Origin of the sequence: Nostoc sp. FACHB-133, from assembly GCF_014698055.1 — a bacterium.
Classification (GTDB): Bacteria; Cyanobacteriota; Cyanobacteriia; order Cyanobacteriales; family Nostocaceae; genus Nostoc.
The window spans coordinates 86355-107028 of sequence record NZ_JACJSH010000012.1; the positions used below are offsets into that span (position 1 = coordinate 86355).

General features: G+C 41.9%; 22 protein-coding genes. 5 read left to right on the forward strand and 17 right to left on the reverse strand.

Annotated features, from left to right (window positions below):
- Positions 1-215 precede the first annotated feature (215 nt).
- Positions 216-1142 (forward strand): cobalamin-binding protein, encoded by a 927-nt coding sequence (locus tag H6G86_RS12545; protein ID WP_190934610.1) that lies wholly within the window; start codon positions 216-218, stop codon positions 1140-1142.
- Between the two features lie 229 nt (positions 1143-1371).
- Here H6G86_RS12545 and H6G86_RS12550 read toward each other — a convergent pair whose 3' ends face one another.
- The 3 genes from H6G86_RS12550 to H6G86_RS12560 form a co-directional block, all read right to left on the reverse strand.
- Positions 1372-1674: a TMEM165/GDT1 family protein gene (locus H6G86_RS12550; RefSeq protein ID WP_012411060.1), complete on the reverse strand. Its 303-nt coding sequence runs from the start codon at positions 1672-1674 to the stop codon at positions 1372-1374.
- A 75-nt stretch (positions 1675-1749) separates the two neighbouring features.
- Positions 1750-2181: a TMEM165/GDT1 family protein gene (locus H6G86_RS12555; RefSeq protein WP_190934611.1), complete on the reverse strand. Its 432-nt coding sequence runs from the start codon at positions 2179-2181 to the stop codon at positions 1750-1752.
- 108 nt (positions 2182-2289) lie between these two features.
- A complete protein-coding gene (locus H6G86_RS12560; protein ID WP_190934612.1) occupies positions 2290-2640 on the reverse strand; it encodes a YkgJ family cysteine cluster protein in 351 nt (116 codons plus the stop codon).
- 279 nt (positions 2641-2919) lie between these two features.
- Between H6G86_RS12560 and psb30 the strand changes: the two genes are divergently transcribed.
- Positions 2920-3063 (forward strand): photosystem II reaction center protein Ycf12/Psb30, encoded by a 144-nt coding sequence (gene psb30 / locus H6G86_RS12565; protein ID WP_114086065.1) that lies wholly within the window; start codon positions 2920-2922, stop codon positions 3061-3063.
- 125 nt (positions 3064-3188) lie between these two features.
- Here psb30 and H6G86_RS12570 read toward each other — a convergent pair whose 3' ends face one another.
- From H6G86_RS12570 to rppA, 11 genes are all read right to left on the reverse strand, one after another.
- Positions 3189-5303 carry a single-stranded-DNA-specific exonuclease RecJ gene (locus tag H6G86_RS12570; RefSeq protein WP_190934613.1) on the reverse strand — a complete coding sequence of 705 codons (2115 nt, stop codon included), beginning with the start codon at positions 5301-5303 and terminating at the stop codon, positions 3189-3191.
- Between the two features lie 83 nt (positions 5304-5386).
- Positions 5387-5812, reverse strand: a complete 426-nt coding sequence (locus H6G86_RS12575) for a hypothetical protein (RefSeq protein WP_012411065.1) — start codon at positions 5810-5812, stop codon at positions 5387-5389.
- Positions 5813-6048: 236 nt separating this feature from the next.
- Positions 6049-6210, reverse strand: coding sequence for a hypothetical protein (locus tag H6G86_RS38640; RefSeq protein WP_242064801.1), 162 nt, complete (start codon positions 6208-6210; stop codon positions 6049-6051).
- Positions 6179-6421 (reverse strand): hypothetical protein, encoded by a 243-nt coding sequence (locus H6G86_RS12585; protein WP_199338251.1) that lies wholly within the window; start codon positions 6419-6421, stop codon positions 6179-6181. The genes H6G86_RS38640 and H6G86_RS12585 overlap by 32 nt, the downstream gene beginning before the upstream one ends.
- Positions 6422-6665: 244 nt before the next feature.
- The gene (gene pstB, locus H6G86_RS12590) at positions 6666-7496 is read right to left on the reverse strand and encodes a phosphate ABC transporter ATP-binding protein PstB (protein ID WP_190934614.1); all 831 of its coding nucleotides are present in this window, start codon (positions 7494-7496) and stop codon (positions 6666-6668) included.
- Positions 7497-7547: 51 nt separating this feature from the next.
- Positions 7548-8447 (reverse strand): phosphate ABC transporter permease PstA, encoded by a 900-nt coding sequence (gene pstA / locus H6G86_RS12595; RefSeq protein WP_190934615.1) that lies wholly within the window; start codon positions 8445-8447, stop codon positions 7548-7550.
- Positions 8448-8453: 6 nt separating this feature from the next.
- A complete protein-coding gene (gene pstC / locus H6G86_RS12600; protein ID WP_114086070.1) occupies positions 8454-9395 on the reverse strand; it encodes a phosphate ABC transporter permease subunit PstC in 942 nt (313 codons plus the stop codon).
- Positions 9396-9444: 49 nt separating this feature from the next.
- Entirely contained in the window at positions 9445-10446 is a 1002-nt protein-coding gene (locus H6G86_RS12605) for a PstS family phosphate ABC transporter substrate-binding protein (RefSeq protein WP_190934616.1), read from the reverse strand.
- 69 nt (positions 10447-10515) lie between these two features.
- Positions 10516-11673 carry a sulfate ABC transporter substrate-binding protein gene (locus tag H6G86_RS12610; protein WP_190934617.1) on the reverse strand — a complete coding sequence of 386 codons (1158 nt, stop codon included), beginning with the start codon at positions 11671-11673 and terminating at the stop codon, positions 10516-10518.
- 276 nt (positions 11674-11949) lie between these two features.
- Entirely contained in the window at positions 11950-13230 is a 1281-nt protein-coding gene (locus H6G86_RS12615; RefSeq protein ID WP_190934618.1) for a sensor histidine kinase, read from the reverse strand.
- 150 nt (positions 13231-13380) lie between these two features.
- The gene (gene rppA / locus H6G86_RS12620) at positions 13381-14061 is read right to left on the reverse strand and encodes a two-component system response regulator RppA (protein ID WP_190934619.1); all 681 of its coding nucleotides are present in this window, start codon (positions 14059-14061) and stop codon (positions 13381-13383) included.
- A 140-nt stretch (positions 14062-14201) separates the two neighbouring features.
- Between rppA and H6G86_RS12625 the strand changes: the two genes are divergently transcribed.
- Positions 14202-14588, forward strand: a complete 387-nt coding sequence (locus H6G86_RS12625) for a hypothetical protein (protein WP_190934620.1) — start codon at positions 14202-14204, stop codon at positions 14586-14588.
- A 243-nt stretch (positions 14589-14831) separates the two neighbouring features.
- Here H6G86_RS12625 and H6G86_RS38645 read toward each other — a convergent pair whose 3' ends face one another.
- From H6G86_RS38645 to H6G86_RS38180, 3 genes are all read right to left on the reverse strand, one after another.
- Positions 14832-15146, reverse strand: a complete 315-nt coding sequence (locus H6G86_RS38645) for an SRPBCC domain-containing protein (RefSeq protein ID WP_242064802.1) — start codon at positions 15144-15146, stop codon at positions 14832-14834.
- Positions 15147-16085: 939 nt separating this feature from the next.
- The gene (locus H6G86_RS12635) at positions 16086-16409 is read right to left on the reverse strand and encodes a universal stress protein (RefSeq protein WP_199338252.1); all 324 of its coding nucleotides are present in this window, start codon (positions 16407-16409) and stop codon (positions 16086-16088) included.
- Between the two features lie 3 nt (positions 16410-16412).
- Positions 16413-16511: a universal stress protein gene (locus H6G86_RS38180; RefSeq protein WP_199338253.1), complete on the reverse strand. Its 99-nt coding sequence runs from the start codon at positions 16509-16511 to the stop codon at positions 16413-16415.
- Positions 16512-16801: 290 nt separating this feature from the next.
- Here H6G86_RS38180 and H6G86_RS12640 point away from each other — a divergent pair, with 290 nt between their 5' ends.
- Together H6G86_RS12640 and H6G86_RS12645 are read left to right on the forward strand one after the other, a co-directional pair.
- Positions 16802-17344: a general stress protein gene (locus H6G86_RS12640; RefSeq protein WP_190934621.1), complete on the forward strand. Its 543-nt coding sequence runs from the start codon at positions 16802-16804 to the stop codon at positions 17342-17344.
- 272 nt (positions 17345-17616) lie between these two features.
- Positions 17617-20367 carry a cation-translocating P-type ATPase gene (locus H6G86_RS12645; RefSeq protein ID WP_190934622.1) on the forward strand — a complete coding sequence of 917 codons (2751 nt, stop codon included), beginning with the start codon at positions 17617-17619 and terminating at the stop codon, positions 20365-20367.
- Positions 20368-20674: the final 307 nt, after the last annotated feature.

Genomic DNA, 20674 nt, shown 5'->3' on the forward strand with positions numbered 1-20674 from the left:
CCAATTTGTTGGTTAGTGTTAATGTTAATTCATTTTTTTGGAACTGTACAAAATCAAGCTTGCTGAGGCAATGGGCATAAAGCCCTAAGTTCTGGAGCAACTTCATAGATAATCAATATGATTACCAAAACACAGTTGATTCCCCTAGAGAAAGATACTTAATGACTAAAATTTTGAGAATATTAAGGTAAGCGAGCTTTTATGGAGGTGGAGCGATGACGGTTAGTAATGTGAGAATTGTTTCCCTAATTCCCGGTGGAACAGAGATTTTAGCGGCACTAGGATTGGTTAATGCTATTGTGGGGCGATCGCACGAATGCGATTATCCTCCAGAAATACTCAATCGCCCCGTTTGTACCCAAGCACGCTTAGACTCCAATGCCTCCAGCAGCCAAATTAACGATGAGGTGAACAATTTATTACAATCTGCTCTCAGTATTTATGAAATCAAAACTGATGTTTTAGAGCGGTTGCAGCCTACTCACATTCTCACTCAAGACCAGTGTGATGTTTGTGCTGTCAGCTTACACGAAGTAGAAAAGGCAGTTGCCACACTTATTGACAGTAAACCGCAGATTATTTCTTTACAACCCAATATTCTCCAAGATATTTGGGCTGATATTGAGCGAGTCGGTAATGCTTTCGAGGTAGATTCGGTAAAAGTCTTAGAAAATTTAGAAGCTCGCGTCAAAATTTGTCAGCAAAGAATTCAAGGACTTTCTTTAAATGAACAGCCTACTGTTGCATGTATTGAGTGGACTGATCCTTTAATGGTTGCCGCCAATTGGATTCCTGAATTAGTTAACTTGGCAGGAGGACAGTCTCTATTTTGTTATACAGGTCAGCCTTCTCCTATCTTGCCGTGGGAAACACTATTAACAACTAATCCAGATGTCATTGTTTTTATGCCTTGTGGCTTTGATTTAAATCGCACTCGCCAAGAAGCCAAATTGTTAACTAAACGTCCAGAGTGGGAAAAACTACACGCTACGCAAGCTGGTAGGGTTTACATCACTGATGGTAATTCTTACTTTAATCGTCCAGGGCCACGACTGGTAGATTCTCTCGAAATTTTGGCTGAAATTTTGCATCCCGAAATTTTCCAATACGGCTACAAAGGAACGGCTTGGGAACTTTTGTAAAGAAGAATTCAGAACTCAGGAGTCAGAATTCAGGAGTACGATGGTTACTGAGTTTGTCGTACCACTCGCCTACGGTACCTCCGCGTAGCTTGCTTCTCCGTAGGAGTACGTGGAAGCAAGCTACGGGCAGCGTCTCGTAGAGAAGTACTGAGTGATATAGTTTAAAGCTTTGGCGGGTTCCAATAGCCCACAAAGAATAAATTCTGATTCCTGGATTCTGAATTCTTCTCTAAGGTGTTTCTTCAGAATCCGCCGATGGTTCATTGTTAAATAACAGCAGGCGTGCAGCAAGGATGGCAAATCCGATCGCAGCGATCGCTTTTAACAAACGTGTAGGTAATAATTCGGCTACTGCTCCCCCTGCTAATGCCCCCAACAGGCTAGTCAACAGCAATGCGCCTGCTGCACCAAAAAATACCGCGCGTGGAGAGTTAGAACGCCCTGAAAGTGCGATCGCAGCTAGCTGACTTTTGTCACCCAATTCTGATAAAAAAACTGTAATAAAGCTTAGTCCTAAAAGATGCCAATCCATATAATTAAGGGGGAATGGGAAAGGGGGAATGGGGAATGGGGAATGGGACTTTCTCCAATGACAAATGACCAATGACTAATGACTAGTAAATACATCCCAAAACAGCATTAGGGAAATTACCAACAACATCACACCTGCTGATTTTTCTACTGTTTTTGGGCTGAGTCGGCTAGCCATCCAACTACCTAAAAGTACGCCTAATAAGCTGGTGGTTATCAGCGCCGCTGCCGATCCGAGAAATACAACCCAAGGCGAATGAGATTCTGCACTCATTAATAGGGTGGATAGCTGAGTCTTATCTCCAATTTCTGCGAGAAAAATGGTTACAAAAGTTGTGCCAAAAACTACTAACACTGATTGCTGCTTTGGAGGACTATCGGCAACTAGAGGCTGAACTCGCTGGGCGATCGCAGGAGTTAAGTTAAAATCAGTGCTGTCTTTCAGTTCTAGCTCTATTTCAGTCTGAGCTATGCCCGAAATCTCCAAAGGTGCAGAGTCAAGTTTCACAAGCAGTAGTTTGGGTTGCTAGGTTATTTTCATATTTCTATCATATTCTCAGATTGTTGTAATAAATTGCAACTACATAAATGGTGATAAAAATTTCTTGTATCCTCCTTACAGCCCAATAGCTTGATCGAAGCGTAGTATTTCTAAACTGCGATCGCCATATACTCCTTCTATTTGCTGGCGACAGCAGTCTATAGCAAAATCGTTGACTTCTTCAGGCTCAACCCCATACATATCTTGAAAAACCTCTGATTCCACGCGGCAGAAACGAGGACGATCTGAGTAGATGCGACATTCGCGCGTGGTATGGTCAAAATTAACGCACCATCCGCCTTCGCCTACCATGCTGAGGTAGAGTTCTAGTTCTGGTGGAGAGAGATACTCATCCAAATCGGGACGATCTGCTGGATCAAGATTACAGCAGGCTCCACATTGTTTTACACATTGCCAAGTTGCCATTTTGAATTAGGGAGTGGGGAGTGGGAAATGGGGAATGGGGAATGGGGGAGAATTCGTAACAACTCTTCACGGACTAAACGCCCCGCTACCGCTAACAGAACTGTTTTGCCCAATGCCCAATTCCCAATTCCCAATTCCCATATTTTACGTTTTTATGTCTTTTCTTATAATTTTGTTAAGTAAATTAAATCCAACAGGCCATAGACAGATATGATCGATTGCGGGTTTTGTAATTAAGTTATTGAATTTTTTAAGACAATTGGGAGGAGAAAGGGAAAAATGTTTGACGCTGTATCTGACTTGTTTAACGCTTTTACCAGTATCAATTGGGAAGTTATTTTCCAATTGCTGTCCGTGGCGCTAATTGTGATTGCTGGCCCAGTAGTAATCTTTTTGTTGGCATTTCGCAACGGCAACCTATAAGATTTCTGAGTGCTGATTAGGAGTTAGGGGTGAGGAGTGAGTAATTAAATTTTATTCTTAACTCATAACTCATAAATCAGCACTAACAGTATCACAGTCAGAAGCAATAAGTTAATAAAGAACTTCTAACTTTTAACTGATAACGCTTGAAGTGCAGCTTGAATAATACTGTCATACTGTGGCTGAGAAATATCAACTTCTTTAGCGTTTTGACGATTAGTACCAAGTAAACCGATTATATGTCCTGGCTGCATGGCCAAGACTTTGCCTTCAGAATTTTTAATTCTTAATTCTGCTTCAATACCGTTTTTATAGAAACCACAAGTATATTGTCGCTGGTTGTACTCAAAGGTGGTGCTTGACTGGATAGGTGAAGAAGCAAAAAATTGTTGAATCTGAATTGGCAGTCTGGCACCGACTAACTCTAGCTCGATAGTGGTGTTACCGTTAAAATAATTTTCTCGCAGTTTGTAAGCTACATCCACTCGCGGCGGTAAGCGGAAGTAGTCGCCCCAACGCCAAGCGATCGCTTTAATTCTGTAATCCTGATTATCAATAGTTTGGGCAATTGTCAGTTTGATGTGACCCTTACCAACGATTTTTTGCTCAACTACTTGAACATTAGCTGTCCAAAAAACTGGATCTGGGTTGTCCATACCGCAGGGATGTAGAGCATTAAGCTGTTGGTAAAGCTGCTGATTGATCTGATCGAGGTTGACTTCAGCATCAATTTTGAGCAGAGGCTTGAGATGCTGGGGTTCAAGACACTGGTTAGCAAACTCAATCAAACGCGATCGCAACACCTGTAAATTTTCTGCTGGTAGAGAAAATCCTCCGGCGGCTTTGTGTCCGCCATATTTCCCTAGTAAATCGTGACAATATTCCAAAGCTTCAAACACATTAAACTCTGGAATTGAGCGTGCAGAACCGCGTATATGTTCCCCATCCTCATAAGTACCGATGAATACAGGAACACCGTAGCGTTCTACCAAGCGGGAGGCGACAATGCCAATAACGCCGTGATGCCAATTGGGTTGAACAACAATTAATACACGGTCTTGTTGTAGAGATGTAACAAATTCTGATTCTACATAAGCGATCGCTTCTTGTTCAATTTGCTGACACATTTCCTGGCGAGAAGCGTTGATTTGTTCGCACTGCATTGCTCTTTCCAGCGCCACCCCCATATCATCTGTAGTTAGCAATTCAATCACAGTCTGGGGATTACCAATCCGACCGATAGCATTAATTCGCGGCCCTAAGCGAAACCCGATATCTTCAGGCTTGAGCGATTTTGGATTTTGGATTTTGGATTTTGGATTAGAAATTTCCTCCCCTGCTCCCCTGCTCCCCTGCTCCCCTGCTCTCTCCTCTCCCCTCGCTTGCACACCACCTACCTGAATCAACGCCTGTATCCCAGCTAAGTTTGATTTGGGTAGATGCTGTAAACCACGTTTCACCCAACGGCGATTCACGCCAGTTAAGGGAGCTAAATCTGCGATCGTTCCCAGTGTAAACAGTGCTAGCATCGGCTGGATTAAACCCTTCGTCTCGCCTAGCTGTTGTGCTAAAGACACTGCCAAAATATAGGCAACACCAACACCAGCAACACCCCTATAGGGTGACGATTCGGCTATTAGTTTAGGGTTGAGGATAGCATTAGCTGGCGGTAATTTTTGGGGGATATCGTGATGATCGGTGATAATCACTGCAAGACCAAGTTCTCTAGCTCTAGCGACTGGTTCAAACGCAGATATACCATTATCGACAGTCAAAATTAACCCTACACCTTCGCTGTGAAATTCTTCAACTATGCGTTTATTAATACCATAGCCTTCGTGCATCCGGCTGGGAATAGCATAATCTACTTGTGCGCCTAAAGTGCGGAGACTACGCAAAAGTAGAGCCGTGCTGGTCATTCCATCAGCATCGTAGTCACCACAAATAGCAATTTTTGTTTGAGAAGCGATCGCATTTTGCAACAACTCCAAACTAATTGCCAAATCTGGGAAATCTTCTAACGGCGAAGGTAAGACTAATGACTCTGGCTCTAAAAATGCTTGTGCTTGTTCTGGCGTTTCCATACCCCGATTAATCAGCAATTGGCTGATAATGGGTGAAACATTCATCAAAACCGCCAGCTTTTGGGCAAATTCTGGTTTTTGTGGATAAATTTGCCAGCGCTGATTCGGTAAGCGCCTGGTAGGTTTTGAGAATTCAGATACAGGTCGGTCTAGCACAATACAAGTTAGAATTTACTTAGTTATGAGTGTTGAATTGAAAGTTGTTTCTTAACTCATAACTAATAACATTAATTTGCTATCTAAAACACGTTTATTCTACCATCATCCATAATATACAAAGAGCGATCGCCCGGAGAGCGCCAAGTCGGACGGAGTTCTAGCCGCAATGTGCCAAAGTTAGGTTTCGAGACAATTGCTTGTAGTGACAAACCTTTTTCGCTCCAAAATATCAGAGATGTATTTGGCTCTGTACCTTCTATTTGTTCTAAACTTAGTTTCTGCCCTGGACTCAAGGTCATTGCATCAGTCCCAGAGGGTTTTTGGATTTTGATGATGTTAGGCGTGCTATTTATCACTTCAACTCGGATGTGTTGCCCAGGTGTAAACTGAATTGGATGCGACCCACACTTAGAAGCACAAGTTCGAGCTAAGGTAGCACTGGGATTATTGATTGATGCTACTAAAACGGTAGCTGCAACTAAAGCAAATGACAGAGGCTTAAACATAATACACAGTATAACTACTAAACTGAAATATTACTTCAATTTAGTACTATCAAGCCTCAGTATATTTTCCACAATTACTTTGCTAATTTCCAGTTATTAAATTACTAATTACGAATTATTTATTATAAACATCTCCTCTTGCACCAATGGCGTAAATCTCGATGTCTTTGGAATCAATATCTACTGTAAAAATAATTCTGTTTTTACCTATACGCAATCTGTAAAATACCTCCCAATCACCTTTCATTTTTTTTGATATCTATTTCTGTAAACGGGATAATGCCTTGGTTTTCGACAGCAATAACAATTTTGTTTATTTGCTCCCGAATATTTTCGACATCTTCGGGATTTGCTTTTTCTAAAAATTTAATCGCTTTTTTGCGAAATTTTATTGCCATATCTTACCCAATCGGTCATATCAATTACTTCATCCTCAGTATCATCTAAAGGTACACCAAATTCGGCTTCAAGTTCGCGTTGCTCAGTATCACTTATGTAAGGAATCAGAATTTGGCAGAGGCGAAGCCTTTCTTCTTGCAGAACTTCACGCATAGTTTCTTTAATCAATGCTTTTAATTCTTGAATTTCCACTGTATGCCTTTTATCCATAGTTATATATGTATATATTACCTAGTCTCAGCTTGTAGTGGAGGGGGAATTTGTACGAAAATAGCGACTACAAAAGTTGGGGAATTGTTTTACCAGTATAAATTTCAGTAAAAAGAAGGATTTTTTAACAGGGCGTTGAGCTGACTAGATTTAGATGAAAGGGAAAGGGTTAAAGAGTAAAGGAATAATAGTCTCTCACAACTGAACTTGGCTTTTTCCTTTCCCCTTGCGTTGTCATGTCTTTTTAACCGAAACGTCCACTGATATAGTCTTCAGCTTCTTTAGTTTGAGGAGAACTGAACATCTGTGCTGTTGGATTAAACTCAACTAATTTTCCGCGACGTTTGCCATACTCGTCAATTTCTGTATTGAAGAAAGCTGTGAAATCTGCCACTCTGGAAGCTTGCTGCATATTGTGTGTCACCATGATGATGGTGTATTGCTGCTTCAGTTCTAAGCAGAGTTCTTCTACTTGGCGGCTAGAAATTGGGTCGAGAGCAGAACATGGTTCATCCATCAATAATACATCTGGCTTCATTGCGATCGCACGGGCTATGCAAAGTCGTTGCTGTTGTCCGCCAGATAATGCAGTACCCTTCTCTTTGAGTTTGTCCTTGACTTCATCCCAGATAGCAGCACGTCTGAGGGAATCTTCCACCAATTCATCAACGTTACCTTTGTAACCGTTAGAACGCGGCCCAAAAGAAATATTTTCGTATATTGACTTGGGGAAAGGATTCGGTCTTTGAAAAACCATTCCGACTTGGCGGCGTAATTTGACAGAATTTATCTTAGGATCGTAAATATTGCGATCGCGATAATTCAGTCTACCCTCAACCCTAGCTCCAGGGATTAAATCATTCATCCGGTTGAAGCAACGCAGTAAAGTACTTTTACCACATCCTGAAGGCCCAATAAAAGCAATAATTTGTTTTTCAGGAATCTTAAGATAGACATCTAAAAGTGCCAAAAATCCGCCATAAAAAACCTTCACACCTTCAACATTGAATACGCTCTTTTCATAGTCAAGCGTGGCGCTATCTGATTGACTTCTACTATTATTGCTATAAGTCATTTTTCGATTCTCCTAATATTCGTGAATGTATCCAATTAGATATTTAATTACCTAACGTATTGAGAAGCGTTGTCTAATATAAATTGCTACACCATTTAAAACTAAAATCAGAAGTAACAACGCAATAATTGTTGCTGCTGCTGCATCAGCAAAACCCGGTTCAGGACGAGTGATGTAACTGTAAATTTGAATGGGTAATGCCATAAATCTCTGAAACAAACCGGGATCAAAAGTGAGAAAACCCACAGCACCGACAACAATTAGAGAGGCTGCATCACCAATAGCACGGGATACAGAGATAATCACCCCTGTCAAAATACCGGGAATAGCATAAGGTAAAACATGACTGCTGATAGTGCGCCATTTTGTAACACCTAATCCATAAGAAGCATTTCTCAGGGAATCTGGGACAGCGCGAATTGCTTCTCTAGAGGTGACAATAATTACTGGTAAAGACAACAAAGATAAAGTCAATGCACCAGAAATCAAAGCGGGGCCAAACCCAAGTAAATAATTGAAAACTCCTAAACCCAGCAATCCATAGACAATAGAAGGTACACCCGCCAGATTACTGATATTAATCTCAATAATTGCTGTCCACCAAGCTTTCGGTGCATACTCTTCTAGATATAAAGCTGCTCCTACACCAATTGGTACAGTAACCAAAATTACAATAGTTCCTAAAAGAACACTGCTGATAATTGCAGGACGAATACCACCTTGGTCAGGAAAACGAGAAGGAGTTTCTGTGAGAAAACCGGGTGTTAAAAATCTGCCTAATCCGTCTTTAAAAATATCAAAAAGTAGCAATGCTAGGACAAACAAACCAATTAGCAATCCTAACAAAAAAAGTATTTCAAATACTTTGCCTAATGTTTCCCTACTCTCAACATTATCGGTAAATTCTATCGCAGAATCTAGAGAATCATCTTGTTGGTAACTTGTAGCCATACTTAGTTAATCGTATTTTTCTTTAAAGCGATTTGCAACCCAGTAACTAACAATATTCAAAGCTAGGGTAATTATAAACAGAACAGCACCTACAGCATATAACGTCTTAAAATTGAGACTACCGCGTGGGCTATCTCCACCAGAAATTTGTGCCATGTAAGCTGTCATTGTTTCTATTGATTCTGCAAAATTAACAGTCAGCTTTGGCTGTAGTCCGGCAGCGATTAGGACAGTCATTGTTTCACCCACAGCGCGAGAAATACCCAATATAATTGAAGCAATGATTCCTGAAAGCGCGGCTGGTAGAACTACTTTAAAAATAGTTTCTAGTTTAGTAATACCTAAAGCATAAGATCCTTCTCGCAAAGAACGGGGAACTGCTTTAATAGCATCTAAGCTGATAGAACCAACAGTAGGGGTAATCATCACGCCCATCATTAACCCTGCACTCAAAGCATTGAATATTTCCAGAGGGATAATATTCCGCAACAATGGTGTGATAAACAACAGCGCAAAGTAACCATAGACTACTGTTGGTATTCCTGCTAAAAGTTCTACTGCTGGACGTAAAACTGCTGCTACTTTGGGTTGAGCATATTCACTTAAATAAATGGCCGAAGATAAACCCAAAGGAATAGCAACTGCCATCGCAATAGCTGTTGTTAAAAAAGTGCCATTAATTAAGGGCCAAACGCCAAAATGTCTATCTGCAAATAGAGGTGTCCATTTAGTATCAAGAAAGAACTCGGCGAAGGAAACTTCTTGGAAAAAGCCAAATGTCTCTTGAAAGATAATTACGACAATACCAAAGGTAGTCAAAACAGAAACTAAAGCACAAGCAAATAAAATTACTGCAACAATCTTTTCAGAGATATCTTCAGATGGGTTTTTATCCAGTGACTGTCTAGATAGTAAATAAGGATCGTCTTGAGAATTGGTATTCTGCATAAACAGTTAATTTTTGACTACAATTAGACTACAATAAACAAGACTTTATCTAAATAAAGTTTGTGATTGGTTCACCTGGTTTTGCTTTTTTAAACTTTGTGCCAGTTTCACCCGTAGCAAATTTTTGTTTAACTTTGACATAAGCTTCATCGGGTAGTGCCACATAACCAACACTATCTACCCACTTCCAAGAATTTTCTAGATAAAAGTCTACAAATTCTTTGACTGCTGGCTTGGTATCTAAAGACTTTTTGCTGACATAGATAAACAGGGGACGAGATAAAGGTGTGTAGATATTTTTGATGACATTATCTACTGGCACTGGTTTTTCGCACTTTCCAGTAGGACTTTCTATAGCAACCAGATTTAGTTTTTCTTGGTTTTGAATGTAGTAAGATATCCCGACATAACCCAATGATGATACATCCCCAGATACTCCTTGTACTAAAAGGTTTTGATTATGGCTGGGAGTGTAATCTGTACGGCCATTCTTGGCTTTGCCAGTAACAGCTTGAGTCATATAATCAAAGGTTCCAGTATCGGAAGCTGGAGCATACAACTTCAGCTTTTGGTTAGGAAATTTGGGATTAACTTGATTCCAAGTTAAGATTTTACCGTCTGATTTAGCACCCCAAATCTTGCCTAGTTCTTTAATAGTTAGACATTTGGCGAAATTATTTTGACGGTTAGCAATCACAGCTATGCCATCTAAACCTATAGGCAACTCGACGAAATCAATATTCTTACTTTTGCATTTTTTGATTTCTTCATCTCGAATGGTACGAGAAGCACCGGCAATATCAATATCACCATTACAAAATTTACTGAAACCACCACCAGTTCCACTTGAAGCAACGCTCACTTTCGCTTCAGGTTTAACTTTGCCGTATTCTTCTGCAACCGCTAAAGAAACAGGGAAACCTACAGCCGCACCGTCAATACTCACTTGACTTTTTAATTCCTGACCGCTATTACAAGCAGTGATACTGCTGGTAATCAGCATTAAAAAGGTGAGTGAAAAGCCATCTTTCAATCGGCTATGAAAACTCATAAATTATCAATTGAGGTAAAGTGATTGAAAATTATTTATATTTGGCTAGCTGCTAGAAAAATATAGATATTACGCTTTGCTGGCAGCTTGAACTTTGTCAAAAATTGCCCCATCGCTAAAAAACTTTTTCTGGATAATATCCCAACCGCCTAAATCTTGAGATGTAAATAACGTTTCAATTGGCTGATATTGAGATGCTACTTCTTGCGTGACAGTGGGGTTAACAGGACGATATTGTAATTTAGCAAATTCTCGTTGAGCTTCTGTAGAGTAAAGAAAATCAACAAATGCTTGTGCAACTTCCCTTGTACCGTGTTTCTCAACGTTTTTATCAACTATGGCTACAGGATTATCAATGGAAATATTGACTTTGGGTACAATATAAGGCAACTTATTTCCATTTTTACCTGCTAAAATTACCTCATTCTCGTAGTTGATTAAGACATCACCCTGATTTTTTTGAAAAAATAAATCGCTAGCTTCACGGGCATCTTTCGTCAAAATGGGAGTATTTTTATAAACTTTAGTGACGTAATCTAATGCTGTGGCTTCGTCACCTCCGTTTAGAGTTACCGAACCCCAAAAAGCTAAGAATTCCCAGATAGCAATACCAGAAGTTTTTGGGTTAGCCGCAATCACTTTCACGCCATCTTTTGCTAAGTCTGCCCAAGTATTTATACCTTTGGGATTACCTTCACGGGTAACGATCGCAGCAACCGATCTACTCACAATACCACTTCTGGGAGCTTTGGTTTCCCAACCCGATTTTATCAAACCTGCAAGAGCAATTTTGCTGACATCCAAAGGAAGTGCCAAATGTACTATATCTGCTTCTTGGGAACCAGCAATCACAGCCGCCGCTTGAGCTACAGAACCACCATAACTTTGCTCAAATGTGACATTTTGGTTATGTTCTTGCTTCCATTTTTCGACAAATTTGGGGATTATCTGGTCATGAGCCGCTTTGGTGACAGAGAAAGAAACGAGTTTCAATTTGACATCATTTTTGCTAGCTGAACTGCTTCCAGAGCAGGAGGCAACTGTTATACTCAAAAAAGCACCTACTAGAAACAGACTCACAAAGCTTTGCACAGTGTGTCTATTTAACCAATTTCTAATTGTGTCTTTATATGAGAGTTGTATAGTCTGTAATGCTTTCATGACATAAGACTGCATTCTCTCAGTTAGCAATTTACTGAAATGTGTCGTTTGTTGCGACTCGTTCATCAGAATTCACCCCTAAATCTACGGTATTTCTAAGCGGATACCGTATTAGAGATTATAAGGTATATAGAATAATATTTATCATCTGACTTTGATTTTTTTTATAAGTAGCAATAGCAGGGTCTAAACTTTGCGTTCTGCTAAACTTCAAAAAGCTGATTTGTTTACAGCATACATACATTATTTTTGTATAGAATTGCCACAATAATTTATTATGAAGAATTGGGGGAAAGCTAAAAGCTTTAGATTTTCATTATGAATCATCTTTTAAAGATGAATTTAGGAATGGCTCATCAGTGGTAACTTTATCTGGAACGTCGAGCCTTTACCCTCATTGCTCATCACATGAATGTTACCGCCGTGAGCCTGGATAATTTGTTGAGCGATCGCTAATCCCAATCCAAATCCGCCGCTTTCTCTGGCACGTTCTGTATCAACTCGGTAAAAGCGATCGAAAATGTAAGGTAAATCTGCCTCTGGAATTCCAATTCCAGTATCTATGACCTGAATTACTGCCCGATCTGGGTGAGGTTCTAAGCGTAACCAGACAGTTCCACCAGATGGAGTGTAATTACAGGCGTTACTGAGCAAGTTTTCCACAGCTAGCCGCAGCAAATCGGGGTCAGCCCACAACTCAATGGGTTGTTCTGGTAAATGGCTGATCAACTTGATCGACGCTTTTGCAGCAACAGTATTGTAATAAATAGCTAAATTATCTAACAAGCTATTAAGATTAACCTTTTTGAGAGATTCGGGAGTTAATTTTCCCTGATGACGAGCTAACAGCAGTAGGTTATTAACCAAAGTACTCATCGACTTGGCGCTATCGATGATGTTCTCCACAGAGGGATGGATTTGGGGATGGTCTGCTGCCATTAGTAACCCAACTTGGGCATTGGTCAAAATCGCAGAAAGGGGCGATCGCAACTCATGAGAGGCATCTGATGTAAAGCGTTGGAGTTGGTTATAAGCTTGCTGAACGGGTTGCATAGCTATGCCACCAAGTACCCAACCTGTAAGTCCAATTAACCCCAGTGCTACAGGTACAGCCAGGGTCAACATTAACTGAAATTCTCGGAGATCGTTTTGAGTTTCTGTCAGAGGGATAGCAACTTGCAGATAACCGATGACCGAATTTCCTCCTTGAACAGGTAACGTGACTTGACGAAGCCAAAGTGTCTCACCTGTAAACTGGTCAACGGACTTAATCGTGAGAAACTCAGATGCTATTCCCAACTTTTCTGGAGGTGGAGTACCAAAAAACCGCTTAAGTTTGCCATTCGGGTCATACCAGCGAACATAGACCAATTCAATATCAGCCGGGTGAGAACCACTACCTAATAGCGGTATATTGCTCAGATCGACTTCTTTTTGTCCTTGATACAGCCGATACTGCGAACTGGCTGCCATTAGCTCTGCTCTTTTATAAAGCAGTTGATCTAATGCTTTGAGCTTGTCTTTTACCTCAAGATTGTAAATGACTCCAGCAAAGAGAATCAGAATGCACCCCATTGAAAGGGTAAACCAACGAGCTAAGTTACGACGACTGCGGTTAAACACAACTTATACTATGGCAGGGAACAGTGGCAGGGGGCAGGGGGCAGGGAGCAGGGGGCAGGGAGCAGGGGGCAGGGGGCAGGGAGCATTATCTTCCTTGTCCTCCTTGTCCCCCTCATCCCCCAGTCCCCAGTCCCCAGTCCCCAGTCCTTTTTACGATGGTTCTGGAGGGTTTAGGCGATAGCCCATACCGTAGACAGTTTCAATCCAATCGGCTGCTGCTAATGTTTGCAAACGTTGGCGAAGTTTACGAACTAGAACGGTGATTGAATTGCTTTCTGGCTCACTACCCCACTCCCATACAGCTTGCTCAATCTGGTTGCGAGTTAGGACTTGCTTAGGATGACGCATGAAGTACTCTAGCAACTGAAATTCTTGGCTGGAAAGGGATACGATCGCTCCTTGTCGCTCCAAAATTAGTCTATCGAGATGAAGTTCGAGGTCTGCCAAGCAAAGGGTGTCTCCTTGCCAGAGGGGCGATCGCCTCCTCAATGCTCGCACCCGTGCCATGAACTCCACGATATCAATCGGTTTGACGAGGTAATCATCAGCTCCGGCATCTAATCCTATGACTTTATCGGGTGTGGTATCTTTTGCCGTAATCATTAATACCGGAGCTGTTTTTCCCGCCGCCCGATACTGTTGACACAAACTCACTCCACTAATTCGAGGTAACATCCAATCCAAAATCAGCAGGTCATATTCTTTTTCAGCCAAAAGCCATTGAGCGGTTTCACCATCCTTGACACCATCGACGCTGTGTCCCGCCTGAGAGAGAACTATTTGCAGCGGCATTAATTGCTTTGGATCATCCTCTACCAGTAAGATTTTCATCACCTTTATACACTTGTGCTTGTTTAGAATAATCCATTGAAGCAATCTCAACGTCTTTCATCAGTAAGATTTCAGAGGATTGTCTACCCCATTAGGATATACATGAAGTGTTACCTAGCAAAATCAGAAGCAGGTGTAGTGTGTGGCGTATTAGTAAACGTTGGCTGCAAGGGCTGGGATTAGAGTTTTGGTTGCCTCTACCACTAGTAGCGGTTGTGTTTTGGCTTGGCTGTAATTTCCTGGCTGCTCAAGAGTTAAGCCGACCCTACTCTACAGAGAAAAAACTTCAGTCAGATACTCAACTTGAAGCACGGGTATCAGTCAATGTGTTGCTCATTAACGCCGCCGTCAACCGAACCAAGAGAATTACTCAAGTAGAAGTGGAAACAGCAGACCCCATCCTGAAGCGATTGGAATTAGAACTTCCAACAATAGAATTCAGCCAAATAGAAGCGACAATTGCCCAAGAACTAAGTCTACCCCGTGAAGATGTTAGAAAGTTAGTGCGCTATGAGATTGTCGAATAACATTGATCCGATTTCAGGCTATTACTATAGTTCAAAAAAGCTGATTGATTATATAAACTTTCTGAACTCCTGACTTTTATTTTCAATGCGTTCTGCCTTGGTTTTCAATGTTTGGTTCATGGCTTCAAACCCTTGGCGAACGTCGATATTTAATCGACGAGCTAGCAGAGGTACTAGTAAACCTTGGAAAGATTCTTGCTGAATGAAGCGAACGCGTAGGCGTAGCCCGCACTTCGGCTGCGCTCAGTGACCATCGTAGACATCGCTTGCTAACGGTTCAATGATAAAGCTATGTTCAACGTCAAATAACCCTGGTATCAAAAAGTGCCATAACCAGAGCAGTTTCCGATTAGGTTCTACCGTAATCACCGTAGGTCGAAAGATCATAATATCTCTACCCGGAGGCTGAAAGTGAACGGTTAGCTGTGCCCCTTCACTCAGCAAACCACTAATTTGACGAATAAACAGATTCCAATGTGGGAAACTCGCAAAATCAGTGAGTAGGTTCCAGACCTGCTTATCGGATGCCTTAATTTCAATTTCAGTGTAGATTTTCATGGGTATGAGTTAATAGAAAAACCAAAATTAAAACGGTTATTCCTGCTAAAAACAACCCCATATATTCTAGTCCTAGTAATCGACTAACCCAAAAATTACGGGTGAAGGTAGGTAGATAAAGCAGGGGAAGCAGGGGGAGAAAATAACTTGATTTTTCTACCATAAAATAAACCATACAAAGTTTCTTTAGTGGACTACGAAGAAACTAGATTGTTTCTTGTAAAGCATAATGAATACTATTCGTGGAAAACTTACGTTTTAACAGCAAAATTTTGGCGGTTGGTAGACAATTGTGAAGCACTGGTGTCAACTTAAGCTCAAATGCATGTCCCACAGGCGTTTTACCCCCCTTAATCCCCCCGATGTTTTGGGGGGAAACAGGAAATTTGTTCCCTCCCCTTAACAAGGCTACCGTGTACACACAAGTCGAATTTCTTCTTAAATCCCAAACATTACCTACTTAATCGCACTGATGGTTAGGGTAGGGTAAAACTAAAGCTAAAACCTTAGTAAATCAGGTTTCAGGTAAAGTTTTGAGAATTTATGCAATAAATATATTGAATTCGGGTAGTCGTTTATTGAATTCGGGTGGTTGTTTATTGAATTCGGGTGGTCGTTTATTGAATTCGGGTAGTCGTTTATTGAATTCGGGTGGTCATTTATTGAATTCGGGTGGTCGTTTATTGAATTCGGGTAGTCGTTTATTGAATTCGGGTGGTCGTTTATTGAATTCGGGTGGTTGTTCATTGAATTCAAGCAGTGGTTAGGGTGGGGTAAAACCCAGATTCTTGAACAACTTCAGACTTGTGTGTACACCGTAGCCTTGACAAGGGGAAGGTTAGGGTGGGGTAATGCGAATGGTGATAGGAAGCCAGAGAACTGAATATCACGTCATTACAAGGGTTTCACGTTAAGTTGACACGTATGGTTCTGAAGGAACTACTGACCTTGAACAACCAGGACGGAACATGGAGCGTGATGAACTACGTGATTGCTCACACTTCCTGCTAAAAGTTCGGCAAATCCATTAAGTCCTCTACGACCAAGCACAATCAAATCTGCTCCCCAACTCCGGGCTAAATCACAGATGTTAGTACCAGGATCTCCTGTTTGATAACTGGATTCTGCCATAATGCCTAGTATTTTCGCTTTCTGATAGTACAACTGGAGTAAACTTTGTGCCTGTCGTGTTTCTATTTCCAGGTCTACTAAATTCACAGTGAGTTGACTAGAAGCTGCTAGCTCAATGCTGTGACCAATCATTAACTAAGCAGCATCTATTTGGGCTAACTCCAGCGCTTTTGCAAACACTGTTGCAGTAGCAGGTGAATCATCGACTGCGACCAAAATCTTCTTAAAGCTCATCTCCAACTCCAATAATCAATTACTTCATTCACATTTGTTGTCTTTTAGCTTGAGGGACAAATGTGATTTAAAAGTGAAATTAGGTAGACAAACGATTTATTCACTTTTCGTTCACATTCATCAGCAATCCTGGAAAAGAAGCAGAGAAACGAAACTAAGCCAACTGAGGTTTAAAACGAATACCTAAACTAATACGGTTCCTACTTACACTAAAAAACTATAGTTTTTTCCTATTTGGAGATTAATAAAGCTTCGTTTTCAACTTACTGATTTTTATAGGAGATGTTGTTATGAATTTATGTTCAGTTAAAAATGCAATCGGTGTCATTTCTACCCGTCAGGCAGTAACACAGGTGCTTGATGAACTCAGAGCAATTGACTTTCCTATGCAGAAAATTTCTGTCTTCACTTTAGACTCTGAAGACGAAAAGTTGCACGAGGATACTAATGCGGATAAACATCCCATAACTCCTATCGAAGGTGCTAAAGCAGGCGCAGTTACAGGAGGAACAACTGGAGGTTTTCTAGCACTAACAGCCGGACTTGGCGTATTAGTTATTCCTGGTTTTGGCCCGGCATTAGCGGTTGAATCTGTGGTGGGTACACTGCTGGCGGGTGGAGCGAGTGCGATTTTTGGCAGTGTTTATGGCGCATTTCAAGGTTGGTTCGCTCCCGAAAGGCAAGCTAGACTCTGTGAGCTAACCACCTGCCAAGAAAAATTTTTGGTGAAAGTAGAGGGAACAACAGATGAAATCTGGCAAGCAGAATCGATTCTCAGTTATTGGGGTGTGCGGGAATGGCATATTTATGAACTTAGCCAAAGATTCTCGTAGTAACACCAATTTGAAAAAAGAAAGATACAGATTCAAACAGAGAAATCCAGATTAAATCTGATGAGTCTTAGAGGTTATTTGAAAAGTGGTTGGCTGTGATTTAAATCGAATTATTACCCCCCTTAATCCCCCCTTATAAAGGGGGGAAACCGGAAAATTGGGTTCCCTCCCCTTTACAAGGGGAGGGTTAGGGTGGGGTAAAAAATATTTCATACATCAATCATGACTTTTCAAACATCCTCTTAATTACTAATTATTTTTTGGAGACGAAAATGACAGCAGATACGATCGCGACAAATACTTTTGCCCAGACAACAGAAGATTTACTCAACTATGAATGGCATACTCTGGGCGAACAAAAGGTTGTGCAAACCTTAGCCAGCCATCCTGAAGCAGGTTTGACCCATGAAGAAGCTACCAAACGACACCAGCAGATGGGTGCAAATCAACTGACTGGTAAAAGTGGAAAAACTCCTTGGCTACGATTTTTAGAGCAATTTAATCAACCACTACTATATATTTTGCTGACGGCAGGAGTGGTGACGCTGCTGCTGCGAGATTGGCTAGATGCGGGAGTAATTTTTGGTGTCACCTTAATTAATGTCATCATTGGCTATATTCAAGAAGCGAAAGCAGAAGGCGCGATCGCTGCTTTATCCAAAGCCATCACTACCGAAGCAACTTTGATTCGCAATGGTCAAAAAACCCGTCTGGCTTCGACTGAACTTGTTCTGGGTGATTTGGTATTGCTGGCATCTGGGGATAAAGTACCCGCCGATCTGCGGTTATTAAGTGTGCGTGGGTTGCAAGTTGACGAGTCTGCCTTAACAGGCGAATCCGTTCCGGTTGAGAAAGCAACGGCATCGCTGGCCGTCGAAACACCGTTAGCCGAACGCAGCAATATGGTATATGCCGGAAGTTTCGTCAGTTTTGGACAGGCAGAAGGGATTGTAGTAGCGATCGCAGATGCCACTGAAACCGGTCGCATCTCCCAGTTAATTGAAAGCAGCACAAATCTGAAAACACCGCTAACACGAAATATTGACAAATTTAGCAAAAGCTTGTTGTATGTCATTTTAGGTTTAGCTGCCCTGACATTTGCAGTCGGATTAGGACAAGGCGAATCTTGGATTGATGTTTTCAAAGCGAGTGTGGCTTTGGTAGTCAGCGCGATTCCCGAAGGATTACCTGCAATTGTCACCGTCACTTTGGCGATCGGAGTTTCCCGGATGGCACGACGTCAGGCAATTATTCGCAAGCTACCTGCTGTGGAAACCTTGGGAAGTACCACTGTTATTTGTTCTGACAAAACTGGGACGTTAACTGAGAATCAGATGACGGTTCAAAAGATTTATGCGGGTGGACAACATTACACCGTTAGCGGTATTGGTTATGCCCCAGACGGTGAAATCCTGATCGATCGACAACCGGTTGATTTCAATGCAGATGTACATGTTGCTCTTTGGGAATCCCTGGAAGCAGGATTGCTCTGCAATGATTCTCATATCAAATGGGGAGATGGGCAATGGAACTTAGTAGGAACCCCAACTGAGGGAGCATTGATTACGGCTGCCAATAAAGCGGGATTGACGCAAGCCAATCTAGAGCAAGAATTACCTAGAATAGACACCATTCCCTTTGAGTCTCAATTCCAGTACATGGCAACTTTGCATGAATTGGATGCAAAGCGATCGCTGAATGTGATTTATCTCAAAGGTTCTGTAGAGGCAATTCTCCAACGATGCGATCGCATGTTCGATGCTCAAGGACAACAGGTTGCGCTCAATCCTGCCGCAGTGGAACAGGAAGTTGCTGGCATGGCAAACCAAGGGTTACGAGTACTAGCTTTTGCCAGCAAAGAAGTTGCCACTAAGCGATCCTTGGATCGCAATGATATCGATCGAGGACTGGTGTTTCTGGGACTTCAAGGCATAATCGATCCGCCTCGCGCAGAAGCGATCGCCGCAGTAAAAGCCTGTCAATCTGCGGGGATTCAGGTAAAAATGATTACAGGCGACCACGCGCTAACAGCAGCTGCGATCGCCCGTCAAATGGGAATTTGCTCGACTGAGGCACAAGTTTTCACTGGACGGCAATTAGCTCAGATGGATGAAAAAGAATTCACCCAAGCGGCTGAGGAAGGTATGGTATTTGCGCGAGTTGCTCCAGAACAAAAGTTGCATCTGGTGAAAGCATTGCAGTCTCAGGGTGAAATTGTTGCCATGACTGGAGATGGTGTCAATGATGCTCCCGCTCTTAAACAGGCAGACATTGGTGTAGCGATGGGCATAGCTGGGGCAGAGGTTGCCAAAGAATCGGCGGATATGCTGCTAACTGACGATAACTTTGCCTCAATAGAAGCGGCTGTGGAGGAAGGGCGCGGGGTTTACCGCAACTTACGAAAAGCGATCGCTTTCTTGCTGCCGATCAACGTTGGCGAATCCATGACGATTTTGATTGCCATTCTCCTAGCAACCGTGCTTCCCATCTTACCAATCCAAATTCTCTGGCTCAACATGGTTAGTTCAATAGCATTGATTGCTCCCCTTGCCTTTGAGCCAAAATCTGGACAGGTGATGCAACAACCACCGCGCAACCCCAGAGAAAGACTTTTATCGGGTGGGTTACTCCAACGCATCATCGCGATTTCCGTCTTCAATTGGCTGGTAATTTTTGGGATGTTTCAATGGATACTGCAAACTACAGGCAATGAAGCCTTAGCTCGCACGATGGCAATTAATGGGCTGGTGGCGGCAGAAGTCTTTTACCTGTTAAGTATTAGCCAGTTTTTACCATCTCTATTCGTGAGAATCCAAGGTAAACGAACACCCGTAGCCTATGCACCTGCGATCGGAATTTTGGTTGTGGTGATTTTACAATGTCTGTTCAGTCAGTGGAGCATGATGAATCAAGTGTTTGACACCACACCTTTGACATTTATCCAAGCTCTTATTTGTATGGGTGTAGGTTTGCCAGTGGTCTTTATAGCTCTCATCTTGCAGCGTTTCGATCCACTCAACTAAGGGTTAAGCCGACGGTATCCGGTATCCGTATCCTGGCTGAACCCCATCACAGCTACTCCTAACCCTCTTCTGCTTAGTGGTGCAGAAAACTTTTCGGAGTCTCAACTTGAGAAGACAGTGATACGGGAGAACTTAATTTGTTGCTCTATCTGCGTTCGTTTTTTTAGTGAAGCAGTGGCAGATAGAGGACTCTTTCGAGGTAAGGTAGCTAATAGGAGAATTCTCACAAAACACTTGTAGATGTCTTTGGTCTTGAGGATGAATCCATTGACTTACTTCTATTGACCTACTTACCTTTCAGGGTTTT

What these genes read in the sequence shown, in the direction of transcription:
- H6G86_RS12545 (WP_190934610.1), top strand. Translation starts at nt 216, where the DNA reads ATGACGGTTAGTAATGTGAGAATTGTTTCCCTAATTCCCGGTGGAACA.
- H6G86_RS12550 (WP_012411060.1), bottom strand. Translation starts at nt 1,674, where the DNA reads ATGGATTGGCATCTTTTAGGACTAAGCTTTATTACAGTTTTTTTATCA.
- H6G86_RS12560 (WP_190934612.1), bottom strand. Translation starts at nt 2,640, where the DNA reads ATGGCAACTTGGCAATGTGTAAAACAATGTGGAGCCTGCTGTAATCTT.
- psb30 (WP_114086065.1), top strand. Translation starts at nt 2,920, where the DNA reads ATGTTTGACGCTGTATCTGACTTGTTTAACGCTTTTACCAGTATCAAT.
- H6G86_RS12575 (WP_012411065.1), bottom strand. Translation starts at nt 5,812, where the DNA reads ATGTTTAAGCCTCTGTCATTTGCTTTAGTTGCAGCTACCGTTTTAGTA.
- H6G86_RS38640 (WP_242064801.1), bottom strand. Translation starts at nt 6,210, where the DNA reads ATGGCAATAAAATTTCGCAAAAAAGCGATTAAATTTTTAGAAAAAGCA.
- H6G86_RS12585 (WP_199338251.1), bottom strand. Translation starts at nt 6,421, where the DNA reads ATGGATAAAAGGCATACAGTGGAAATTCAAGAATTAAAAGCATTGATT.
- pstB (WP_190934614.1), bottom strand. Translation starts at nt 7,496, where the DNA reads ATGACTTATAGCAATAATAGTAGAAGTCAATCAGATAGCGCCACGCTT.
- pstA (WP_190934615.1), bottom strand. Translation starts at nt 8,447, where the DNA reads ATGGCTACAAGTTACCAACAAGATGATTCTCTAGATTCTGCGATAGAA.
- pstC (WP_114086070.1), bottom strand. Translation starts at nt 9,395, where the DNA reads ATGCAGAATACCAATTCTCAAGACGATCCTTATTTACTATCTAGACAG.
- H6G86_RS12605 (WP_190934616.1), bottom strand. Translation starts at nt 10,446, where the DNA reads ATGAGTTTTCATAGCCGATTGAAAGATGGCTTTTCACTCACCTTTTTA.
- H6G86_RS12610 (WP_190934617.1), bottom strand. Translation starts at nt 11,673, where the DNA reads ATGAACGAGTCGCAACAAACGACACATTTCAGTAAATTGCTAACTGAG.
- rppA (WP_190934619.1), bottom strand. Translation starts at nt 14,061, where the DNA reads ATGAAAATCTTACTGGTAGAGGATGATCCAAAGCAATTAATGCCGCTG.
- H6G86_RS38645 (WP_242064802.1), bottom strand. Translation starts at nt 15,146, where the DNA reads ATGAAAATCTACACTGAAATTGAAATTAAGGCATCCGATAAGCAGGTC.
- H6G86_RS12635 (WP_199338252.1), bottom strand. Translation starts at nt 16,409, where the DNA reads ATGATTGGTCACAGCATTGAGCTAGCAGCTTCTAGTCAACTCACTGTG.
- H6G86_RS38180 (WP_199338253.1), bottom strand. Translation starts at nt 16,511, where the DNA reads ATGAGCTTTAAGAAGATTTTGGTCGCAGTCGATGATTCACCTGCTACT.
- H6G86_RS12640 (WP_190934621.1), top strand. Translation starts at nt 16,802, where the DNA reads ATGAATTTATGTTCAGTTAAAAATGCAATCGGTGTCATTTCTACCCGT.
- H6G86_RS12645 (WP_190934622.1), top strand. Translation starts at nt 17,617, where the DNA reads ATGACAGCAGATACGATCGCGACAAATACTTTTGCCCAGACAACAGAA.